Annotated in this window: 13 protein-coding genes; 6 read left to right on the top strand and 7 right to left on the bottom strand. The window is 63.0% G+C overall.

The window, feature by feature from the left end:
• Nucleotides 1-19: 19 nt before the first annotated feature.
• The gene (locus FFS37_RS03900; RefSeq protein ID WP_137929602.1) at nt 20-1,870 is read left to right on the top strand and encodes an AsmA family protein; all 1,851 of its coding nucleotides are present in this window, start codon (nt 20-22) and stop codon (nt 1,868-1,870) included.
• A 72-nt stretch (nt 1,871-1,942) separates the two neighbouring features.
• On the opposite strand, the gene FFS37_RS03895 is transcribed toward FFS37_RS03900, so the two are convergent.
• From FFS37_RS03895 to FFS37_RS03870, 6 genes are all read right to left on the bottom strand, one after another.
• Nucleotides 1,943-2,761: an ABC transporter permease gene (locus FFS37_RS03895; RefSeq protein WP_137929601.1), complete on the bottom strand. Its 819-nt coding sequence runs from the start codon at nt 2,759-2,761 to the stop codon at nt 1,943-1,945.
• Nucleotides 2,758-3,726, bottom strand: a complete 969-nt coding sequence (locus tag FFS37_RS03890) for an ABC transporter permease subunit (RefSeq protein ID WP_137929600.1) — start codon at nt 3,724-3,726, stop codon at nt 2,758-2,760. Before FFS37_RS03890 ends, FFS37_RS03895 begins: the two co-directional genes overlap by 4 nt.
• A 9-nt stretch (nt 3,727-3,735) precedes the next feature.
• Nucleotides 3,736-4,875 carry an ABC transporter ATP-binding protein gene (locus tag FFS37_RS03885; protein WP_137929599.1) on the bottom strand — a complete coding sequence of 380 codons (1,140 nt, stop codon included), beginning with the start codon at nt 4,873-4,875 and terminating at the stop codon, nt 3,736-3,738.
• 79 nt (nt 4,876-4,954) lie between these two features.
• On the bottom strand, nt 4,955-6,052 hold the full coding sequence (locus tag FFS37_RS03880) for a polyamine ABC transporter substrate-binding protein (RefSeq protein WP_137929598.1): 1,098 nt from the start codon (nt 6,050-6,052) through the stop codon (nt 4,955-4,957).
• 324 nt (nt 6,053-6,376) lie between these two features.
• The gene (locus tag FFS37_RS03875) at nt 6,377-7,330 is read right to left on the bottom strand and encodes a DMT family transporter (RefSeq protein ID WP_137929597.1); all 954 of its coding nucleotides are present in this window, start codon (nt 7,328-7,330) and stop codon (nt 6,377-6,379) included.
• A 152-nt stretch (nt 7,331-7,482) separates the two neighbouring features.
• A complete protein-coding gene (locus FFS37_RS03870; RefSeq protein ID WP_137929596.1) occupies nt 7,483-8,925 on the bottom strand; it encodes a helix-turn-helix domain-containing protein in 1,443 nt (480 codons plus the stop codon).
• A gap of 238 nt (nt 8,926-9,163) precedes the next feature.
• Between FFS37_RS03870 and aceA the strand changes: the two genes are divergently transcribed.
• The 3 genes from aceA (at nt 9,164) to FFS37_RS03855 (ending at nt 11,440) form a co-directional block, all read left to right on the top strand.
• Complete coding sequence (aceA, locus tag FFS37_RS03865; protein ID WP_137929595.1) at nt 9,164-10,453, top strand: isocitrate lyase; 1,290 nt, start codon at nt 9,164-9,166, stop codon at nt 10,451-10,453.
• Nucleotides 10,454-10,510: 57 nt separating this feature from the next.
• Nucleotides 10,511-10,753, top strand: coding sequence for an SMc00767 family acetate metabolism repressor (locus tag FFS37_RS03860; protein ID WP_137929594.1), 243 nt, complete (start codon nt 10,511-10,513; stop codon nt 10,751-10,753).
• A 273-nt stretch (nt 10,754-11,026) separates the two neighbouring features.
• Nucleotides 11,027-11,440, top strand: a complete 414-nt coding sequence (locus tag FFS37_RS03855; protein ID WP_232375573.1) for a response regulator — start codon at nt 11,027-11,029, stop codon at nt 11,438-11,440.
• A 109-nt stretch (nt 11,441-11,549) separates the two neighbouring features.
• Here FFS37_RS03855 and FFS37_RS03850 read toward each other — a convergent pair whose 3' ends face one another.
• On the bottom strand, nt 11,550-12,266 hold the full coding sequence (locus FFS37_RS03850; protein WP_137929592.1) for an HAD family hydrolase: 717 nt from the start codon (nt 12,264-12,266) through the stop codon (nt 11,550-11,552).
• A gap of 144 nt (nt 12,267-12,410) precedes the next feature.
• Between FFS37_RS03850 and FFS37_RS03845 the strand changes: the two genes are divergently transcribed.
• Both FFS37_RS03845 and FFS37_RS03840 read left to right on the top strand, forming a co-directional pair.
• Nucleotides 12,411-13,847, top strand: coding sequence for a glutamine synthetase family protein (locus FFS37_RS03845; RefSeq protein WP_171026150.1), 1,437 nt, complete (start codon nt 12,411-12,413; stop codon nt 13,845-13,847).
• 114 nt (nt 13,848-13,961) lie between these two features.
• Complete coding sequence (locus FFS37_RS03840) at nt 13,962-15,248, top strand: NAD(P)/FAD-dependent oxidoreductase (RefSeq protein WP_137929590.1); 1,287 nt, start codon at nt 13,962-13,964, stop codon at nt 15,246-15,248.
• The last annotated feature ends 151 nt before the right edge of the window (nt 15,249-15,399 follow it).

Here is a 15,399-nt window from a genome sequence, read left to right as displayed (position 1 = left end):
TGGAAGCATACGGGGCGATATGCCATCATCCTTGATCCGCCGTGGAATATGGGCGATCGGCGCTGCCGTGATCGTTATTGCCCTGGTGGTCGCCGCCCTGCCGCTGATCGCTTCGACGCGGATCGTGCGTGACCGGATCGCCTGGGAGATGAGCGCCTGGAGCGGTTTTCGGGTCGCCATCGACGGTTCGCCGCGCATCGAGGTCTGGCCCAAGTTCCGCGCCATCCTGACCGATGTGACGCTGTCGAAGTGGACGGACGGCGACGCGCCGCCGGTGGTCGAGGCCGAACGGGTCGAAGTCGACCTCTCGGCAATGGCGGCGCTGCAAGGCGATGTGGTGTTTTCGACAGCGCGGCTGGTGCGGCCGACGATCCGCGTTCAGCGCACCACGGACGGCCTGTTCCTGCCCACGGCCCCGACGGGCGGCCGCATCGCGCGCTCCATCGACACGGCCCGCGGCGTGGTCAATGCCGACCCCGCCAAGCCGGATCTCGCCAAGCTGCCGGCCGATGCCTTCGGCACGGTGGAGTTCAGGGACGGCCGAATGGTCGCTTCCGTCAACGGCAAAGACGTGGAAATCCTGAGCAGCCTCAACGGCAAGGCGACCTGGGCGGCGATGAACAGCGACGCAACGCTGTCGGCGACCGGAATATGGCGCGGCGAAAGCGTGACCGTGGACGCCACTTCGGCCAAGCCGCTGGTGCTGTTTGCCGGCGGCATGGCACCGCTCACTCTGTCGTTCAAGGCGGCACCAGCCACCTTCTCGTTCGATGGCACGGCCAGCATGTCCAACAATGGTTACTTCGACGGCCAGGTGAAGTTCGCCGCACCCTCGCTGCGCCGGGTCCTGGAATGGTCGCAAGCCGGCATCGCACCGAGCGCCGCGATCGGTTCGGTCAGCATTTCGAGCAAGGTCACGGCGTCTGCCGGACGCGTCAAGTTCGAGAACACGGCCTTGGCGCTGGACAACAATCCGGGCATGGGCGCGCTGGACGTCTCGCTGGGCGACGCGCAGCCGGTGATCTCGGGCACGCTCGCTTTCGATACGCTCGACCTCAGGTCGTTTCTGTCCGCCTTTACCCCGCTGGGGCCGGCCAGCGGTTCAGGACCTGAGGTCGACACGAGTTTCGCCGACCGGATCAACCTCGATCTCAGGCTGTCGGCGGCGCACGCCACGGCAGGTCCGATCCAGCTCGCCGATGTCGCCGCGACCGCGCAGGTCAAGGACGGCCTTTCCGTCTTCGATATCTCCGACGCCTCGGCCTTCGGCGGCAATCTCCAGACCAGCCTTCGCTTCGACCGCAAGCCGGAAGGCACGCAGGTCGAAATCCGGCTCCTGGCTTCCGATGTCGATGGCGGCGCGTTCGGCACGGCGGCCGGCATGACCCGGCTGGTGCCCGTCGGCACGGGGACCGTCTCGGTGATCCTCAAGGGACCCGGCAGAACCTGGGATTCGATCTTCGAGAACGCCGACGGCTCGGTCTCGGCGACCTTCGGCCCCGGCGCGCTCAGCAAATTCAATCTGCCGGCGTTCCTCAAGCACACCGAACAGGGCGGCTTCTTCGCGCTCGACGACGTTTCGGATGGAACGCTGCCGATCGATGGCGCCGAAGTGAAGGCAACCATCTCCAGGGGCGTGGCAAGGCTGGACAAGGCCGAAGCCAATTCGGCCAAGTACAAGATCTGGCTTTCGGGCATCGCCTCCTATGCCGGACGCGGGCTGGCGCTGTCGGGCGGTGTGATCCAGCCGGACCAGGCCGCCGCGCAAAAGGCCGGCCAGCAAGGCCCCAACCAGTCGTCCTTCTTTGTCGGCGGGACGTGGAGCACGCCGTTCATTTCACCGATCAGCCGGGGCGTGTCGGGGGAATAGCGCCATACCAGGAATTGCGTTCCACCGTCTGATGAGACGATGGAACGCCTTGATCCCGGGCTCGGCTCCTTTTCAGCCGCGCTGTGCCGCCTGCTCGTCGAGTTGGCGCTGCACCTCGCGGCGCTTGTTGGCGATCGAAGCGATGATGACGCCGACCGCAACGACCGCGATCAGGATGGTGCAAGCGGCGTTGATCTCCGGCGTCACGCCAAGGCGGACCTGGCTGTAGATCTTCATCGGCAGCGTGGTGGCGCCCGGCCCCGAGGTGAAGCTGGCGATGACCAGATCGTCGAGCGACAGGGTGAAGGCCAGCATCCAGCCAGACACGATCGCCGGCATGATGACCGGGAGCGTAATCTGGAAGAAGGTCTTTGCCGGCGTTGCGCCGAGATCCATCGCCGCTTCCTCCAGGGAACGGTCGAAGGACACCAGGCGCGACTGCACGACGACAGCCACGAAGCACATGGTCAGCGTGATGTGGGCCAGCGTCACGGTGAAGAACCCACGGTCGAGGCCCACGGCAACGAAGAGCAGGAGCAACGACAGGCCGGTGATGACTTCCGGCATGACCAGCGGCGCGAAGACCATACCGGAAAAGAGCACCCTGCCCCTGAACCGCGTGTAGCGGGTCAGGGTAAGGGCAGCCAGCGTGCCGAGCACGGTCGCCACGGTCGCCGAAATGACGCCGACGCGCGCGGTTACCCAGGTGGCGTCCATCAGGCCCTGATTGTGAAACAGCGACACGTACCATTTGGTCGAGAAGCCGCCCCAGACGGTGACGAGCTTGGATTCGTTGAAGGAGAAGACGATGAGCAGCACGATCGGCAGATAGAGGAAGGCAAAGCCAAGCACGATCGAGGTGACGTTGAAACGGCTCCAGGTGGTGTTCATTTGCCCTGCTCCTGTGCCTTCGCCTGTGCCTGCTGGAAGAGCATGATGGGCACGGTCAGCAGCAAGAGCAGAATGACGGCGACCGCCGACGACACCGGCCAGTCGCGGTTGGCGAAGAATTCGTTCCACAAGGTCTTGCCGATCATCAGCGTCTGCGACCCGCCGAGAAGGTCGGGGATGACGAACTCGCCAACGGCCGGGATGAACACCAGCAGGCAGCCGGCGATGACGCCCGGCAGCGACAACGGGAAGGTGATTTTCCAGAAGGCTGCGGTCGGCGGACAGCCAAGATCCTTGGCCGCCTCGATCAGCGAATAGTCCATCTTCTCCAGCGATGAATAGAGCGGCAGCACCATGAAGGGCAGGTAGGAATAGACAATGCCGATGAAGATCGCCGTGTAGGTGTTGAGGATGACCAGGGGCTGGTTGATGATGTGCAGCGACAAAAGCAGTTGGTTGAGCAGTCCCTCGGGCTTGAGGATGCCGATCCAGGCATAGACGCGGATCAGAAACGACGTCCAGAACGGCAGGATGACGAGCATCAGCAATGTCGGGCGCACGGTGGCCGGCGCGCGCGCCATGCCATAGGCGATGGGATAGCCGACGATCAGCGTCAGCACGGTCGAAATGGCGGCGATGACCACGCTGGTCACATAGGCCTTGAAGTAGAGCGCGTCCTGGGTCAGCCAGACGTAATTGTCGAAGTTGAGCTCGCGGAACCCGGCGAAGAAGCCGGAAATGCCGTCACTGAAATCGAGCACCGGCGTGTAGGGCGGCATGGCGATCGCCGTCTGCGACAGCGATATCTTGAAGACGATGATAAAGGGGACGAGGAAGAAAAACAGCAGCCAGACATAGGGCACGATGATGACGAGCCGGTTGACGAAGCCGGTCCCAAGCCGCGTCAGGAACGGCTTGGAGGCGGCCGACGGCGCGGCGGCGGCGGAGATGGCGATGTTGGACATATCCCCCTCCTACCTTGTCAGCACGACGCCGGCATCGGGCCGGAAGGAGACCCAAGCACGGTCGTTCCAGGTCAGCGGGTCCTCGGTGATGCGCGAGGCGTTCAGCGCGCTCGCCCGCACGATCTGACCATCGTCGAGCTTGATGTGATAGACAGTCATGTCTCCGAGATAGGCCACGTCATAGACCTCGCCTTCGAGGGCGTTGACCGTGTCGGCCGGCCTCTTGGACGATACTTTGATCTTCTCGGGCCGGATGGCGAAGACGATGTCGGCGCCCTTGCTGCTTTCGGCGGCATTGTCGACGACGATCTCCGCCCCGGTCGCGCCTTTGATGCGCGTCGTGTTCGCCGTCCGCTCGGCGACCTTGCCCTCGAACATGTTCACATTGCCGACAAAATGGGCCACGAAACGCGACGTCGGAGCCTCGTAGACTTCGGCGGGCGTCGCGACCTGCATGACTTCGCCCTTGTCCATGATGGCGATGCGGTCGGCCATGGTCATGGCTTCCTCCTGATCGTGCGTGACGACGACGAAGGTGAGGCCAAGCTCCTGCTGCAGATCCATCAGTTCGAACTGGGTCTCTTCGCGCAGTTTCTTGTCGAGGGCGCCCAGCGGCTCGTCGAGCAACAGCACCTTCGGGCGCTTGGCGACCGAGCGGGCGAGCGCCACGCGCTGGCGCTGGCCGCCCGAGAGCTGGTGCGGCTTGCGCTTGGCGAACTGCTCGAGCTTGACCAGCTTGAGCATCTCGGCGACGCGCTTTTCGATATCGGGCTTGGGCATGCCTTCCTGCTTGAGGCCGAAGGCGATGTTGTTCTCCACCGTCATGTGCGGGAACAGCGCATAGGACTGGAACATCATGTTGACCGGCCGGCGATGGGGCGGGATGCCACGCAGGTCCTGGCCGTCGAGCAGGATACGGCCCGATGTCGGCTCCTCGAAGCCGGCAAGCATCCTGAGCAGCGTCGACTTTCCGCAACCGGACGCTCCCAGCAGCGCGAAGAATTCACGCTCGAATATGGTCAGCGACAGGTTGTTGACGGCCGTGAAGTCACCGAACTTCTTGGTGACGTTGTCGAACTGGATGTATGGCTTGGCGTTCGGGTCGTTCCATGGCGCAAAATCTCTGCGGATGCTGCCAAGCGATTTCATATCCCCACTCCGTGCTTAATGAATTCCCCAAAATAAAAATCGACCCCGGCAGTTGGCTGCCGGGGTCGCGCCGAACCGCTTATTGGCCGGTGACGATCTTGGTCCAGCTGCGCGTGATGATGCGCTGGGTCTTGGGATCGTATGGCTGGACGGTGTAGAGCTTCTGCAGCGTCGCCGCGTCAGGATAAACCGACGGGTCGTCCAGAAGAGCCTTGTCTACGAACTGCTGCGATGCCTTGTTGCCGTTGGCATAAAGGACATAGTTCGACGATTTGGCGATCACTTCCGGCGTCATCATGTAGTTGATGAATTCAAGTGCCTCGGGGACATGCGGCGCATCGGCGGGGATCGCCATCTGATCGAACCACATCTGGGCACCTTCCTTCGGCACGGAATAGCCGATTTCGACGCCTTGCTTGGCTTCGACCGCGCGGTTGCGGGCCTGGAACACGTCGCCCGACCAGCCGACCGCCAGGCAGATGTCGCCATTGGCAAGCGCGTTGATGTATTCGGACGAGTGGAACTTCCGGATGTAGGGGCGAACCTTGAGGAGAGCTTCCTCGGCCTTGGAGATGTCGTCGGGCGAGGTGCTGTTGGGATCGAGGCCGAGATATTTCAGGGCGGCCGGTATGATATCTGCCGGCGAGTCCAACACATAGACACCGCAATCCTTCAACTTGGCCAGGCTGTCCGGATTGAAGAACACATCCCAGCTGTCGATCTTGTCGGTGCCGAGGGCGGCTTGCACTTTCTTGGTGTTGTAGCCGATGCCGACAGTGCCCCACATGTAGTTGACCGAGTATTCGTTACCCGGATCGTATTTCGCGGTTCGCTCAGAGACCGTGTCCCACATGTTGGAGAGGTTCGGCAGCTTCGACTTGTCGAGTTTCTGGAACACCCCCGCCTGGATCTGGCGAGCCAGGAAGTTGCCGCTCGGCACGACGACGTCATAGCCGCTGCCGCCGGCGAGCAGCTTGGTCTCCAGGATCTCGTTGGAATCGAACGTGTCGTAGACGACCTTGATGCCGGTCTTCTTGGTGAAATCGTCGATGATCGAGCTGTCGATGTAATCCGACCAGTTGAAGACGTTGACGACGCGGTCCTCGGCATGCCCGGCGGGCGTGAAGAGCGTCAGGAATACCGAGGTCGCCGAAAGCCAGAGCGCTTTGCGGATCATGCTATTCTCCTTTGGTGAGTGTTCCATCGCCGGCTCGTCGCGCGCTGCGCGCGGCCGTGCGTTTGCTTCAGACTATTGAGCCTTCCAGGGGACAACAACCGCTTGCCAGCAACCCCTTTGCGGCCGCGTGGCTGTCCCGGGCTGGAAGGAATCACGGCGCCGTCAGAAGCTTTCGCCGCCGCGCGGACAGAAGTACAGAAATATGGTCCGGTCTCGATCGGGCCGCCGGGGAGACTTGGCAAGATACGCCTGTCTTGTTGTTGCCGTGTTCCCAGCCTGCCCGGGCGGCAGCGATGTTGTCAATGGCAAAGCTTCTGCGCCGCATCAATTAGGCGACGGCACCCCGGTTACTCCCGCGCGTTGCGGCCGCGCCTGGCGCTTGAATTCGAGCCCGATATGAACGAGCAGCGCCGTTACCACGACGGCACCACCAATGATGGTGCGCCCGGACGGGACTTCCGAGTGGATGAGCCAGACCCATATCGGCCCCAGAATCGGCTCGAATGTGCCGAGCAGTGCCGCGATCGCCGCCGGGATCAGGCGCGCGCCGGTGGCGAAGAAGGCAAGTCCAACGCCGAGATTGACCACGCCGAAGGCGAAAAGAAAGCCCATGTCAGAAGCCGACACTGTGAAGGTCGATGCCTGCGATGCGGCGAAGCCCGCCGCCAGGATCGTGCCGAGACAGGTCGCGGGCGTCATGCGCACATTGGCGAAGCGCCGTGTGATGACGGTGGCGATCGAGAACATGAACGCGATCAGCAGCGCCAGACCGTCGCCGATTGGCGAGACCGCGCCATCGAGCGATTCCGACACCATGATGGCGACACCGGCAATGACGGCGGCGATCGCCACCCAGGTCACGATGCTGACCTTCTCGCGAAACAGCAGCCAGGAAAACAGCGCCGCCAGAAGCGGCACGCCAGCCTGCATCAACAGGATGTTGGCGACAGTGGTGTAGGCAAGCGCAACGACGAAGGCCGTCGATGCGATGGCAAAGCAGAAGCCGACGGCAAGGCCGGGCAGGCCCATGTCACGGAACATTCTCACCATGCCCCGCCAGCCGTCGCGCCAGACCATGAAGGAAATCAGGAAGGCGGCCGCCCAGGCCGAGCGCCAGAAGATAACCGTCCAACTGTCGCCGACGGTGATGAAGCGGGCAATGGTGCCGCCGAAACTCCACATCAGCCCCGACAGGAACACCAGGAGCATGCCGAGGCGCTCGTCGCGTTGCGGAGCGGTGGATGCAACAAGGCCCGGCGATGATGCTGCGTCTGTCATGAGCGCGACTGTCGAGCTTTTGTGGACGGGACGATGCGCAAGGGGCGACAAAAAACTGCTCTGTTCGCGAAACGCAAACCCGTCGGCCGGGCGTGATCCAGAGGCCGCCGACAATTGTGGCAACCTGCCGCTATCCGGCGAACTTCACCGCGCTACTGGAAATCGAAGGCGCTGAGGCCTGTCACCATCTCGTCCAGGCCAAGCGGGCGCGTCACGGGCGGCTCGGCGCGCGCCAGGCAGCCGGCGCGCTCGCAAAGCCGGCATGCGGGCCCGACGGGCGTCGCCGCGACCGCGGCCGGCTTTCCGGCAGTGGCGGTCGCGGGCAAAGCCGCGCCGTAGACGATATCGTCGCGGAAGCCGATGTCGCAGCCGAGCAGCAGCGCGGTGCGGCGCGGCCGCTCCGCGAATGCGCCCTGCGGCCCCTCCAGCGTGCGGGCAATGCACAGGAATTCGGCCCCGTCGGGCATTTCGACAGCCTCGACGAAGATCTGGCCGGGCTGGGTGAAAGCGACATGCACGGGAAGTTTTGGGCAGCTTCCGCCAAAGCGGCTGTGCGGAAAACCCTGGCTGCCGGCCCTGCGGAAGCGGTTGCCGGCATTGTCGACCTCCAACATGAAGAAGGGCACGCCCGCAGCGCCCGGCCTTTGCAGCATCGTCAACCGGTTTGCCGCTTGTTCGAAGGAAACGCCGAAGCGCGAGCGCAGCACGTCGATGTCGTAGCGCGAACGCAGGGCCGCCGCGTGAAAAGCCTGATAGGGCATCATCAGCGCGTGCGCGGCGTAGCGGCCGAGTTCGAAGCGGGCAAGGCGGCGCGCTTCGTCGGTGCCCAGTCTGAGGGCTTGTATCTCGCCGGCGACCGCGACCGTCATGCGGATCAGGCATGCCTCCATCGCGACTTCGCGCAACTGGTCGAACGGCGACAGGCGTTCAGACAGGAACAGGCGCTGCGAATGGCGATCGTAGCGGCGGCGCCAGTTCGGCATGGTGGCGACCGGCAGCACCTTGACCACGATGCCGTATTCGCGCCTCAGCCACGCCTTCAGCGCGCCGAGCAGATCGTCGCCAGGGTCGAGCACGGCGGTGAAGGCCTCGGCCTCCCCCTCAAGGGCCGGGAAATGGTTCGGCCGCCGCTCGAAAGTCTCGTGCACCTCGTCGACCGGCAGGCGGGCGCCGGACAGCGCGGTCGCCCGGCCTTCCCGCGCCAGAAGCTCGCTGAGATCGGATAGCCGCTCGGCCTGCTCGCGATAGGCCCTGAACAATTTTATCACAGCGGCGGACGCATTGGGCGCCGCCTCCGCCAGCTCGATCAGTTCCTGGTCGCCCGGCAATTCGCCGACGAGCAGCGGATCGGCGAACACTTCCTTCAAGGCCGCGACCGACCCCCTTGCCTCGCCTTGCAGTTCATGCGGATCGACCTTGTAGGCGGACGCCAGCTTGAGAATCAATTGCACCGTGAGCGGCCGCTGGTTGCGCTCGATCAGGTTGAGATAAGAGGGCGAGATGCCCAGCCCTTCGGCCATGGCGGTCTGCGTCAGGCCCTTGGCATTGCGGATGCGGCGGATACGCGGTCCGGCGAAAATCTTCTGGTCGGCCATCCCGGCGATCCTTGACAAGATTTACATCAGCCGCCGCTGCGCTCCTGCAGATCCGGCTTTTACAATAATTACAAATTTACGGTACCAGCCTGTCAAGCGCAATACAAGTTTTCCCTTATCTCTGGCCGTTTGCGTTGATTTCCCTGTCCTCTTTCGCGCCGCAATGTAAATTCAGTCACATTCCAGCGGAGAGAAATGTGCCGCCTGGAAATCGAACTGAAATCTCCCGGAGTGACCCATGACCGACTTTTACAATCTTGTTCCCTCGGCGCCTGAAGGTCGCTTCGACGGCATCGAACGCCCCTACTCGCCCGACGATGTGAAGCGGCTGCGCGGTTCGGTGCAGATCCGCCAGAGTCTGGCCGAGATGGGTGCCAACCGGTTGTGGAAGCTCATCCATGAGGAGGACTTCGTCAACGCGCTCGGCGCCATGTCCGGCAACCAGGCGATGCAGCAGGTGCGCGCCGGGCTGAAGGCGATATACCTGTCGGGCTGGCAGGTCGCGGCCGATGCCAACACGGCGTCCGCAATGTATCCGGACCAGTCGCTTTACCCGGCCAACGCCGCGCCGGAACTCGTCAAGCGGATCAACCGCACGCTGCAGCGCGCCGACCAGATCGAAACCTCCGAAGGCAAGGGGCTTTCGGTCGAGACCTGGTTCGCGCCGATCGTCGCCGACGCCGAAGCCGGCTTCGGCGGCCCGCTCAACGCCTTCGAGATCATGAAGGCGTTCATCGAGGCGGGCGCGGCCGGCGTCCATTACGAGGACCAACTGGCGTCGGAGAAGAAGTGCGGCCATCTCGGCGGCAAGGTGCTGATCCCGACCGCGGCGCATATCCGCAACCTCAACGCCGCGCGGCTGGCCGCCGACGTGATGGGCACGCCGACCCTGGTGGTGGCGCGCACCGACGCGGAAGCCGCCAAACTCCTGACGTCCGACATCGACGAGCGCGACCAGCCCTTCGTCGACTACGACGCCGGCCGCACCGTCGAAGGCTTCTATCATGTCAGGAACGGCATCGAGCCCTGCATCGCCCGCGCGATCGCCTATGCGCCGCACGCCGACCTGATCTGGTGCGAGACCTCGAAGCCCGACCTGGCGCAGGCCAGGAGGTTCGCGGAGGGGGTGCGCAGGCATCACCCGGACAAGCTGCTGGCCTATAATTGCTCGCCGTCGTTCAACTGGAAGAAGAATCTCGACGACGCCACGATCGCCCGGTTCCAGAAGGAGCTCGGCGCTATGGGCTACAAGTTCCAGTTCATCACGCTCGCCGGCTTCCACCAACTCAACTACGGCATGTTCGAGCTCGCCCGCGGCTACAAGGCACGACAGATGGCGGCCTATTCCGAATTGCAGGAGGCCGAGTTCGCCGCCGAGGCCAACGGCTACACCGCCACCAAGCACCAGCGCGAGGTCGGCACCGGCTATTTCGACGCCGTGTCGATGGCAATCACCGGCGGCCAGTCGTCCACGACCGCCATGCATGAATCGACCGAGCACGCGCAGTTCAAACCCGCCGCCGAATAGCGGAGCGGGAAACACCGAGGAAACGCCCAACAGGGCCGCAGACACAGGAGAAGACCAATGGCATCGATAAGCCGCGTCAAGGAACGGGCAGAAGAACAGTCGAGCGCGATGAGCGTCGACCAGCAGGCGACGATCCGCATGCTGGCCAACGACCTGCACCGGCTCAACCAGTCGGTGATGAAGGCGGTCGAGGCGGGCGTCTCGGTCGAGCTGGTGCGTTCGGCCAGACACCATGGCGGCGACGGCAACTGGGGCGACCTTCTGATCCCGGTGATCGTCACCCAGCAGAGCCACGGCTGACCCGAAATCGTCGCAGCCGTACCCTTCACCTGCGCAGACATCTGCGCAGGTGAATTTTATTTTCATGCAACCGAACCGTGGACAGAGCAGTACAGTACTGTTGCTTGCATCCACTGTCGCGGCAGGTATATCGGAGGATTTTTTATTTCAACTTGACATGGGCTGCGATCTCACGCCAATTGGCGCCAGATTCAACTCTGCATTGAAATAGGGGCGAACTTTCTTGTCCGACTTGGGTGCCCTGTGAGCCGTGAAGGCGAGACCGCGAACCATCTGAATCTGGGGATCCGGAGTTCAAGCACCGAGACGATCCATGATCCCTCGCACGTGCTTGTCGTGGGGAAATCGCCGATCAACCGCGTGGTGGTATCGAAGATCGTAGAGCGTTCAGGACTAAGGCCAATCTCGGAATCTCCCGACATGGCGGCGAGAACCTTGCGGTCGCTGGTCCCCGGGGCAATCGTGCTGGACGGCGGCCCCGACAACAGGGACTGCGACAATCTCATGCCCGGCATCGAAACACTGCGCCGGACTTCAGGAAAATCGCTGCCGCCCGTGATCCTGCTTTCAACCAAGACTGGCACGCCGGAGAGCCTTGGCCTGTCGAGCGTCGTCGACGTGGTGGTGGCCAAGCCGATTACGCCCGAGCGCCTGCAGCCGGTGATCGACCGCCTGGTCCGCCGCTAGGGCATGATTCAGATTTCGATCTGACCCGAAATCACCCGGCTCTGGCGCAATTTCAGGAAACAGGGCTTCCAGTCGAAATCGGGAGAAAGCGGATAAGCGGAGGTCGCGGTCAACCCCCGCTCGCGATGCCTAGCACCAGCTCGGGCAATTGCCCGAGATCGGAGATCTGGCGAAACCTGGGCTCGGTGACCGGCGCCTCGACATGCTCGAGCACCCAGGTCAGTTCGTGCGGCACATGGACGCCCCAGCCACCGGCTTCGATTGCCGGCACCACGTCGGACTTCAACGAATTGCCGACCATCATGCTTTTTGCCGGACCGTCGCCGTGGCGGCTGAAAAGACGCGCATAGGTCGCGGCATTCTTGTCGCTCACGATCTCGACCGCGTCGAACAGCTCGCCGAGGCCGGATGCCGCCAATTTACGCTCCTGATCGAAGAGGTCGCCCTTGGTGATCAGCACGAGGCGGAAGAGGCCGGCGAGTTTCTCCACCGTCTCACGCGCGTGCGGCAAGGGTTCGACCGGATGGCTCAGCATCTCGCGGCCGGCATCGAGAATCCGCGATATCACCGACGCGGGCACGCGCCCGTCGGTGACTTCTATCGCCGTCTCGATCATCGAGAGCGTGAACCCCTTGATGCCGAAACCATAGACGGCAAGGTTGCGCCGCTCAGCCTCGAGCAATCGCGCCGAAATCTGTTTCTCCTCGCCATGGTCGGCAAGCATTGCCGCGAAGCGCTTCTCCGTCATGCGGAAGAACTGTTCGTTCTGCCAAAGTGTGTCGTCGGCGTCGAAGCCGATCGTGGTCAGTTCACTGCTGGTTCGCATCGCCGGCTTCCCGAAAAAGGACAAGCCGAACCTAAGCTGAGCGGGGCGCGATTTTCAACCTCGCGGCAAATGCCGTGGTCGGCTCCCCTTCCCTTCCATCGCGGGGCACGGCTATACTGGGAAATCTGAAACTCCATCTGGTGAATGATGCCGCCTGCAAAAAAGGAAGTCCGTCCGTCGAGCCGCGGAGGACGCGTCCGCACGCCTGCCTTCGTCAAAAACCAACGTGGTGTCAAAGATTGGAAGGAAGTCAGCGCCTGGCTGGAATGGCGCGGCATCGAGGACATCGAATGCATCACGCCCGACCAGGCAGGCGTGGCGCGCGGCAAGATGATGCCGTCGAAGAAATTCACCTCCAACACCTCGCTGGCGCTGCCTTCGGCCGTCTTCATGACGACGATATCAGGCGGCTATCCCGAGGACGGCAACGGTTTCCACTATCCCGAGGACGACGGCGACCTCAAGCTGATGCCGGATCTTTCGACGCTGACCGTGGTGCCTTGGGAAGAAGACCCGACGGCCGCCGTGATCTGCGATCTCGTGCATCAGGATGGCCGCTCGGTCGAGTTCACACCGCGCAACGTGCTGAAGCGCGTGCTTGCCGCCTACGACAAGCGCGGGCTGAAGCCTGTCGTGGCGCCCGAGATCGAGTTCTACCTCGTGCGCAAGAACCCGGATCCGGACTATCCGCTGACGCCACCCGTCGGCCGGTCGGGCCGTGCCATCGGCGGCGGAGCCGGCTATTCGATCGCCGGCGTCAACGAATTCGATGAGCTGATCGACGACATCTATCATTTCTCTGAACGTCAGGGCCTGGAGATCGACACGCTGATCCACGAGGAAGGCGCGGGCCAGCTCGAGATCAACCTGCGCCACGGCAATCCGATCGAGCTTGCCGACCAGGTATTCATGTTCAAGCGCACCATTCGAGAGGCGGCGCTGAAACACGAGATCTACGCGACCTTCATGGCCAAGCCGATCCAGGGTCAGCCTGGGTCCGCCATGCATATCCATCAGTCGATCATCGACAAGAAGACGGGCAAGAACATCTTCTCGGCCGAGGACGGTTCGGAGACCGAGGACTTCTTCCATTTCATCGGCGGCATGCAGAAGCATGTGCCGAACGCGCTGGTTATGTTCGCGCCCTATGTGAACTCATATCGCCGGTTGACGCAGGCCGCCTCGGCGCCCGTCAACAACAAATGGGGCTATGACAACCGCACCACGGCGTTCCGTGTTCCACGCTCCGACCCGGCGGCGCGGCGCGTCGAAAACCGCATTCCTTCCTCGGATGCCAATCCTTACCTGGCGCTTGCGGCGTCGCTCGCCTGCGGGCTGATCGGCATCACCAACAAGATCAAGGCCGAGCCGCCGGTGCTGACGACCGCGAATGCCGACGAGATCGATTTGCCGCGCAGCCTGCTCGAGGCCGTCGATCTCTTCGAGGGCGACGAGGAACTCGGCGCGCTCCTGGGCAAATCCTTCGCCGCGACCTATGCGGCGATCAAAAGGGCGGAATTCGAGACCTTCATGGAAGTGATCAGCCCGTGGGAGCGGGAGTATCTGCTGCTCAACGTCTGATAATTGAGTGAGTAGTGAGTAGGCAGTAGTGAGCAGATTCGCCACTCGCCTGCTCACTACTTCCTACTCGCTATTGGCCGCACCGCACTTCGAACATCGAGCCTCCACCATACCATGCCCTACCAATCCCCAATCTCCCCCGGCCGATCCTGGTACGAGGACAGCGCCGGCTCCCGCCCTGAATATCCGGCGCTGGACGGCGACCGCACGTGCGACGTCGTCATCATAGGCGGCGGCTTCACTGGCCTGTCGGCGGCAACGCATCTCGCCAAGGCAGGGACCAATGTCGTGCTGCTCGAATCCTACCGCTTCGGCGATGGCGCTTCGGGCCGCAACGGGGGACAGCTTGGCACGGGGCAGCGTGCCTGGGCGGAGGATCTTGAAACCGAATACGGCCTGTCGCGTGCCAGGGCGCTTTTTGACATGGCGGAGGAAGCCAAAGCCCACCTGCTTGATTTCGCCGCCGCCAATCAGATCGACATCGACTACGCCCCGGGCCAGCTTTCGGTCGCGCACAAGCAGCGCTATGTCGACGACTACAAAGCCCATGCCGAGATCATGGCCAACCGCTTCTCCTATCCGCACATCTCCTTCATGGATGCGAAGGAGACCGCGGAACGGCTGGGCTCGACAGCCTATTTCGGCGGCACGCGGGACACCGGCACCGGGCACATCCATCCCATGAAGCTGGTGATCGGCACGGCGCGGGTGGCGGCGCAGGCCGGTGCTCAGCTTTTCGAAGGGACACCATCGACCGGCATCGTCTCCCATGGCGGCAAGGTGAAGGTTTCCACGCCCAGGGGCACGGTGACGGCGCAGAAGTGCCTGATCGCCGTCAATGCCTATGGTGGAAGGCTCGAGCCGGTAAGCGCGGCGCACATCATGCCGATCGGCTCCTTCATCGGCGCGACGGTGCCGCTGGGAGCGGCTTCGAAAGTGCTGCCGGGCGGTGAGGCGGTCGACGATTCCCGCTTCGTCGTGCGCTACTTCCGCAAGTCCATAGACGGCCGGCTGCTGTTCGGCGGACGCGAAGTCTATGGCGTCAACGACCCCAAGGACATCCACATTCACATCCGCCGCCAGATCGTGGAGCTCTATCCCGACCTCAGGGATGTCGAGATCACCCATGGCTGGGGCGGTTATGTCGGCATCACGGTGCCGAGAAAGCCGTTCGTGCGCGAAGTCATGCCGAATGTGATCTCGGCCGGCGGCTATTCCGGCCATGGCGTCATGCTTTCGAACTACTTCGGCAAGCTCTATGCCGAGACCGTCGCGGGAAACCGTGACCGGCTGAAACTGATCGAGGCGCTGAAAATCCCGCCGTTCCCCGGCGGCCGGCGATTCCGCACGCCGCTGCTGTTCCTGGCCCTCAACTGGTTCGCGCTTCGCGACAGGATATAAGTCATCGGGGACTTAGATCTTGTCGGCTGAACTCGATCTCGGTTGGGGACGACAAAGGGCAGGAACGCTGGGCATGAATTCGTCCCGACAGGGCGCGCTTTGACCGGTATCAGCGCTCTCATGCGATCACGGATAAATGTAATATTGTAAT

It is taken from the genome of Mesorhizobium comanense, from assembly GCF_005503535.1.
GTDB classification, from domain to species: domain Bacteria; phylum Pseudomonadota; class Alphaproteobacteria; order Rhizobiales; family Rhizobiaceae; genus Mesorhizobium; species Mesorhizobium comanense.
The sequence above is the reverse complement of the archived record's forward strand: the minus strand, read 5'-3'. Positions and strand labels throughout refer to the sequence as shown.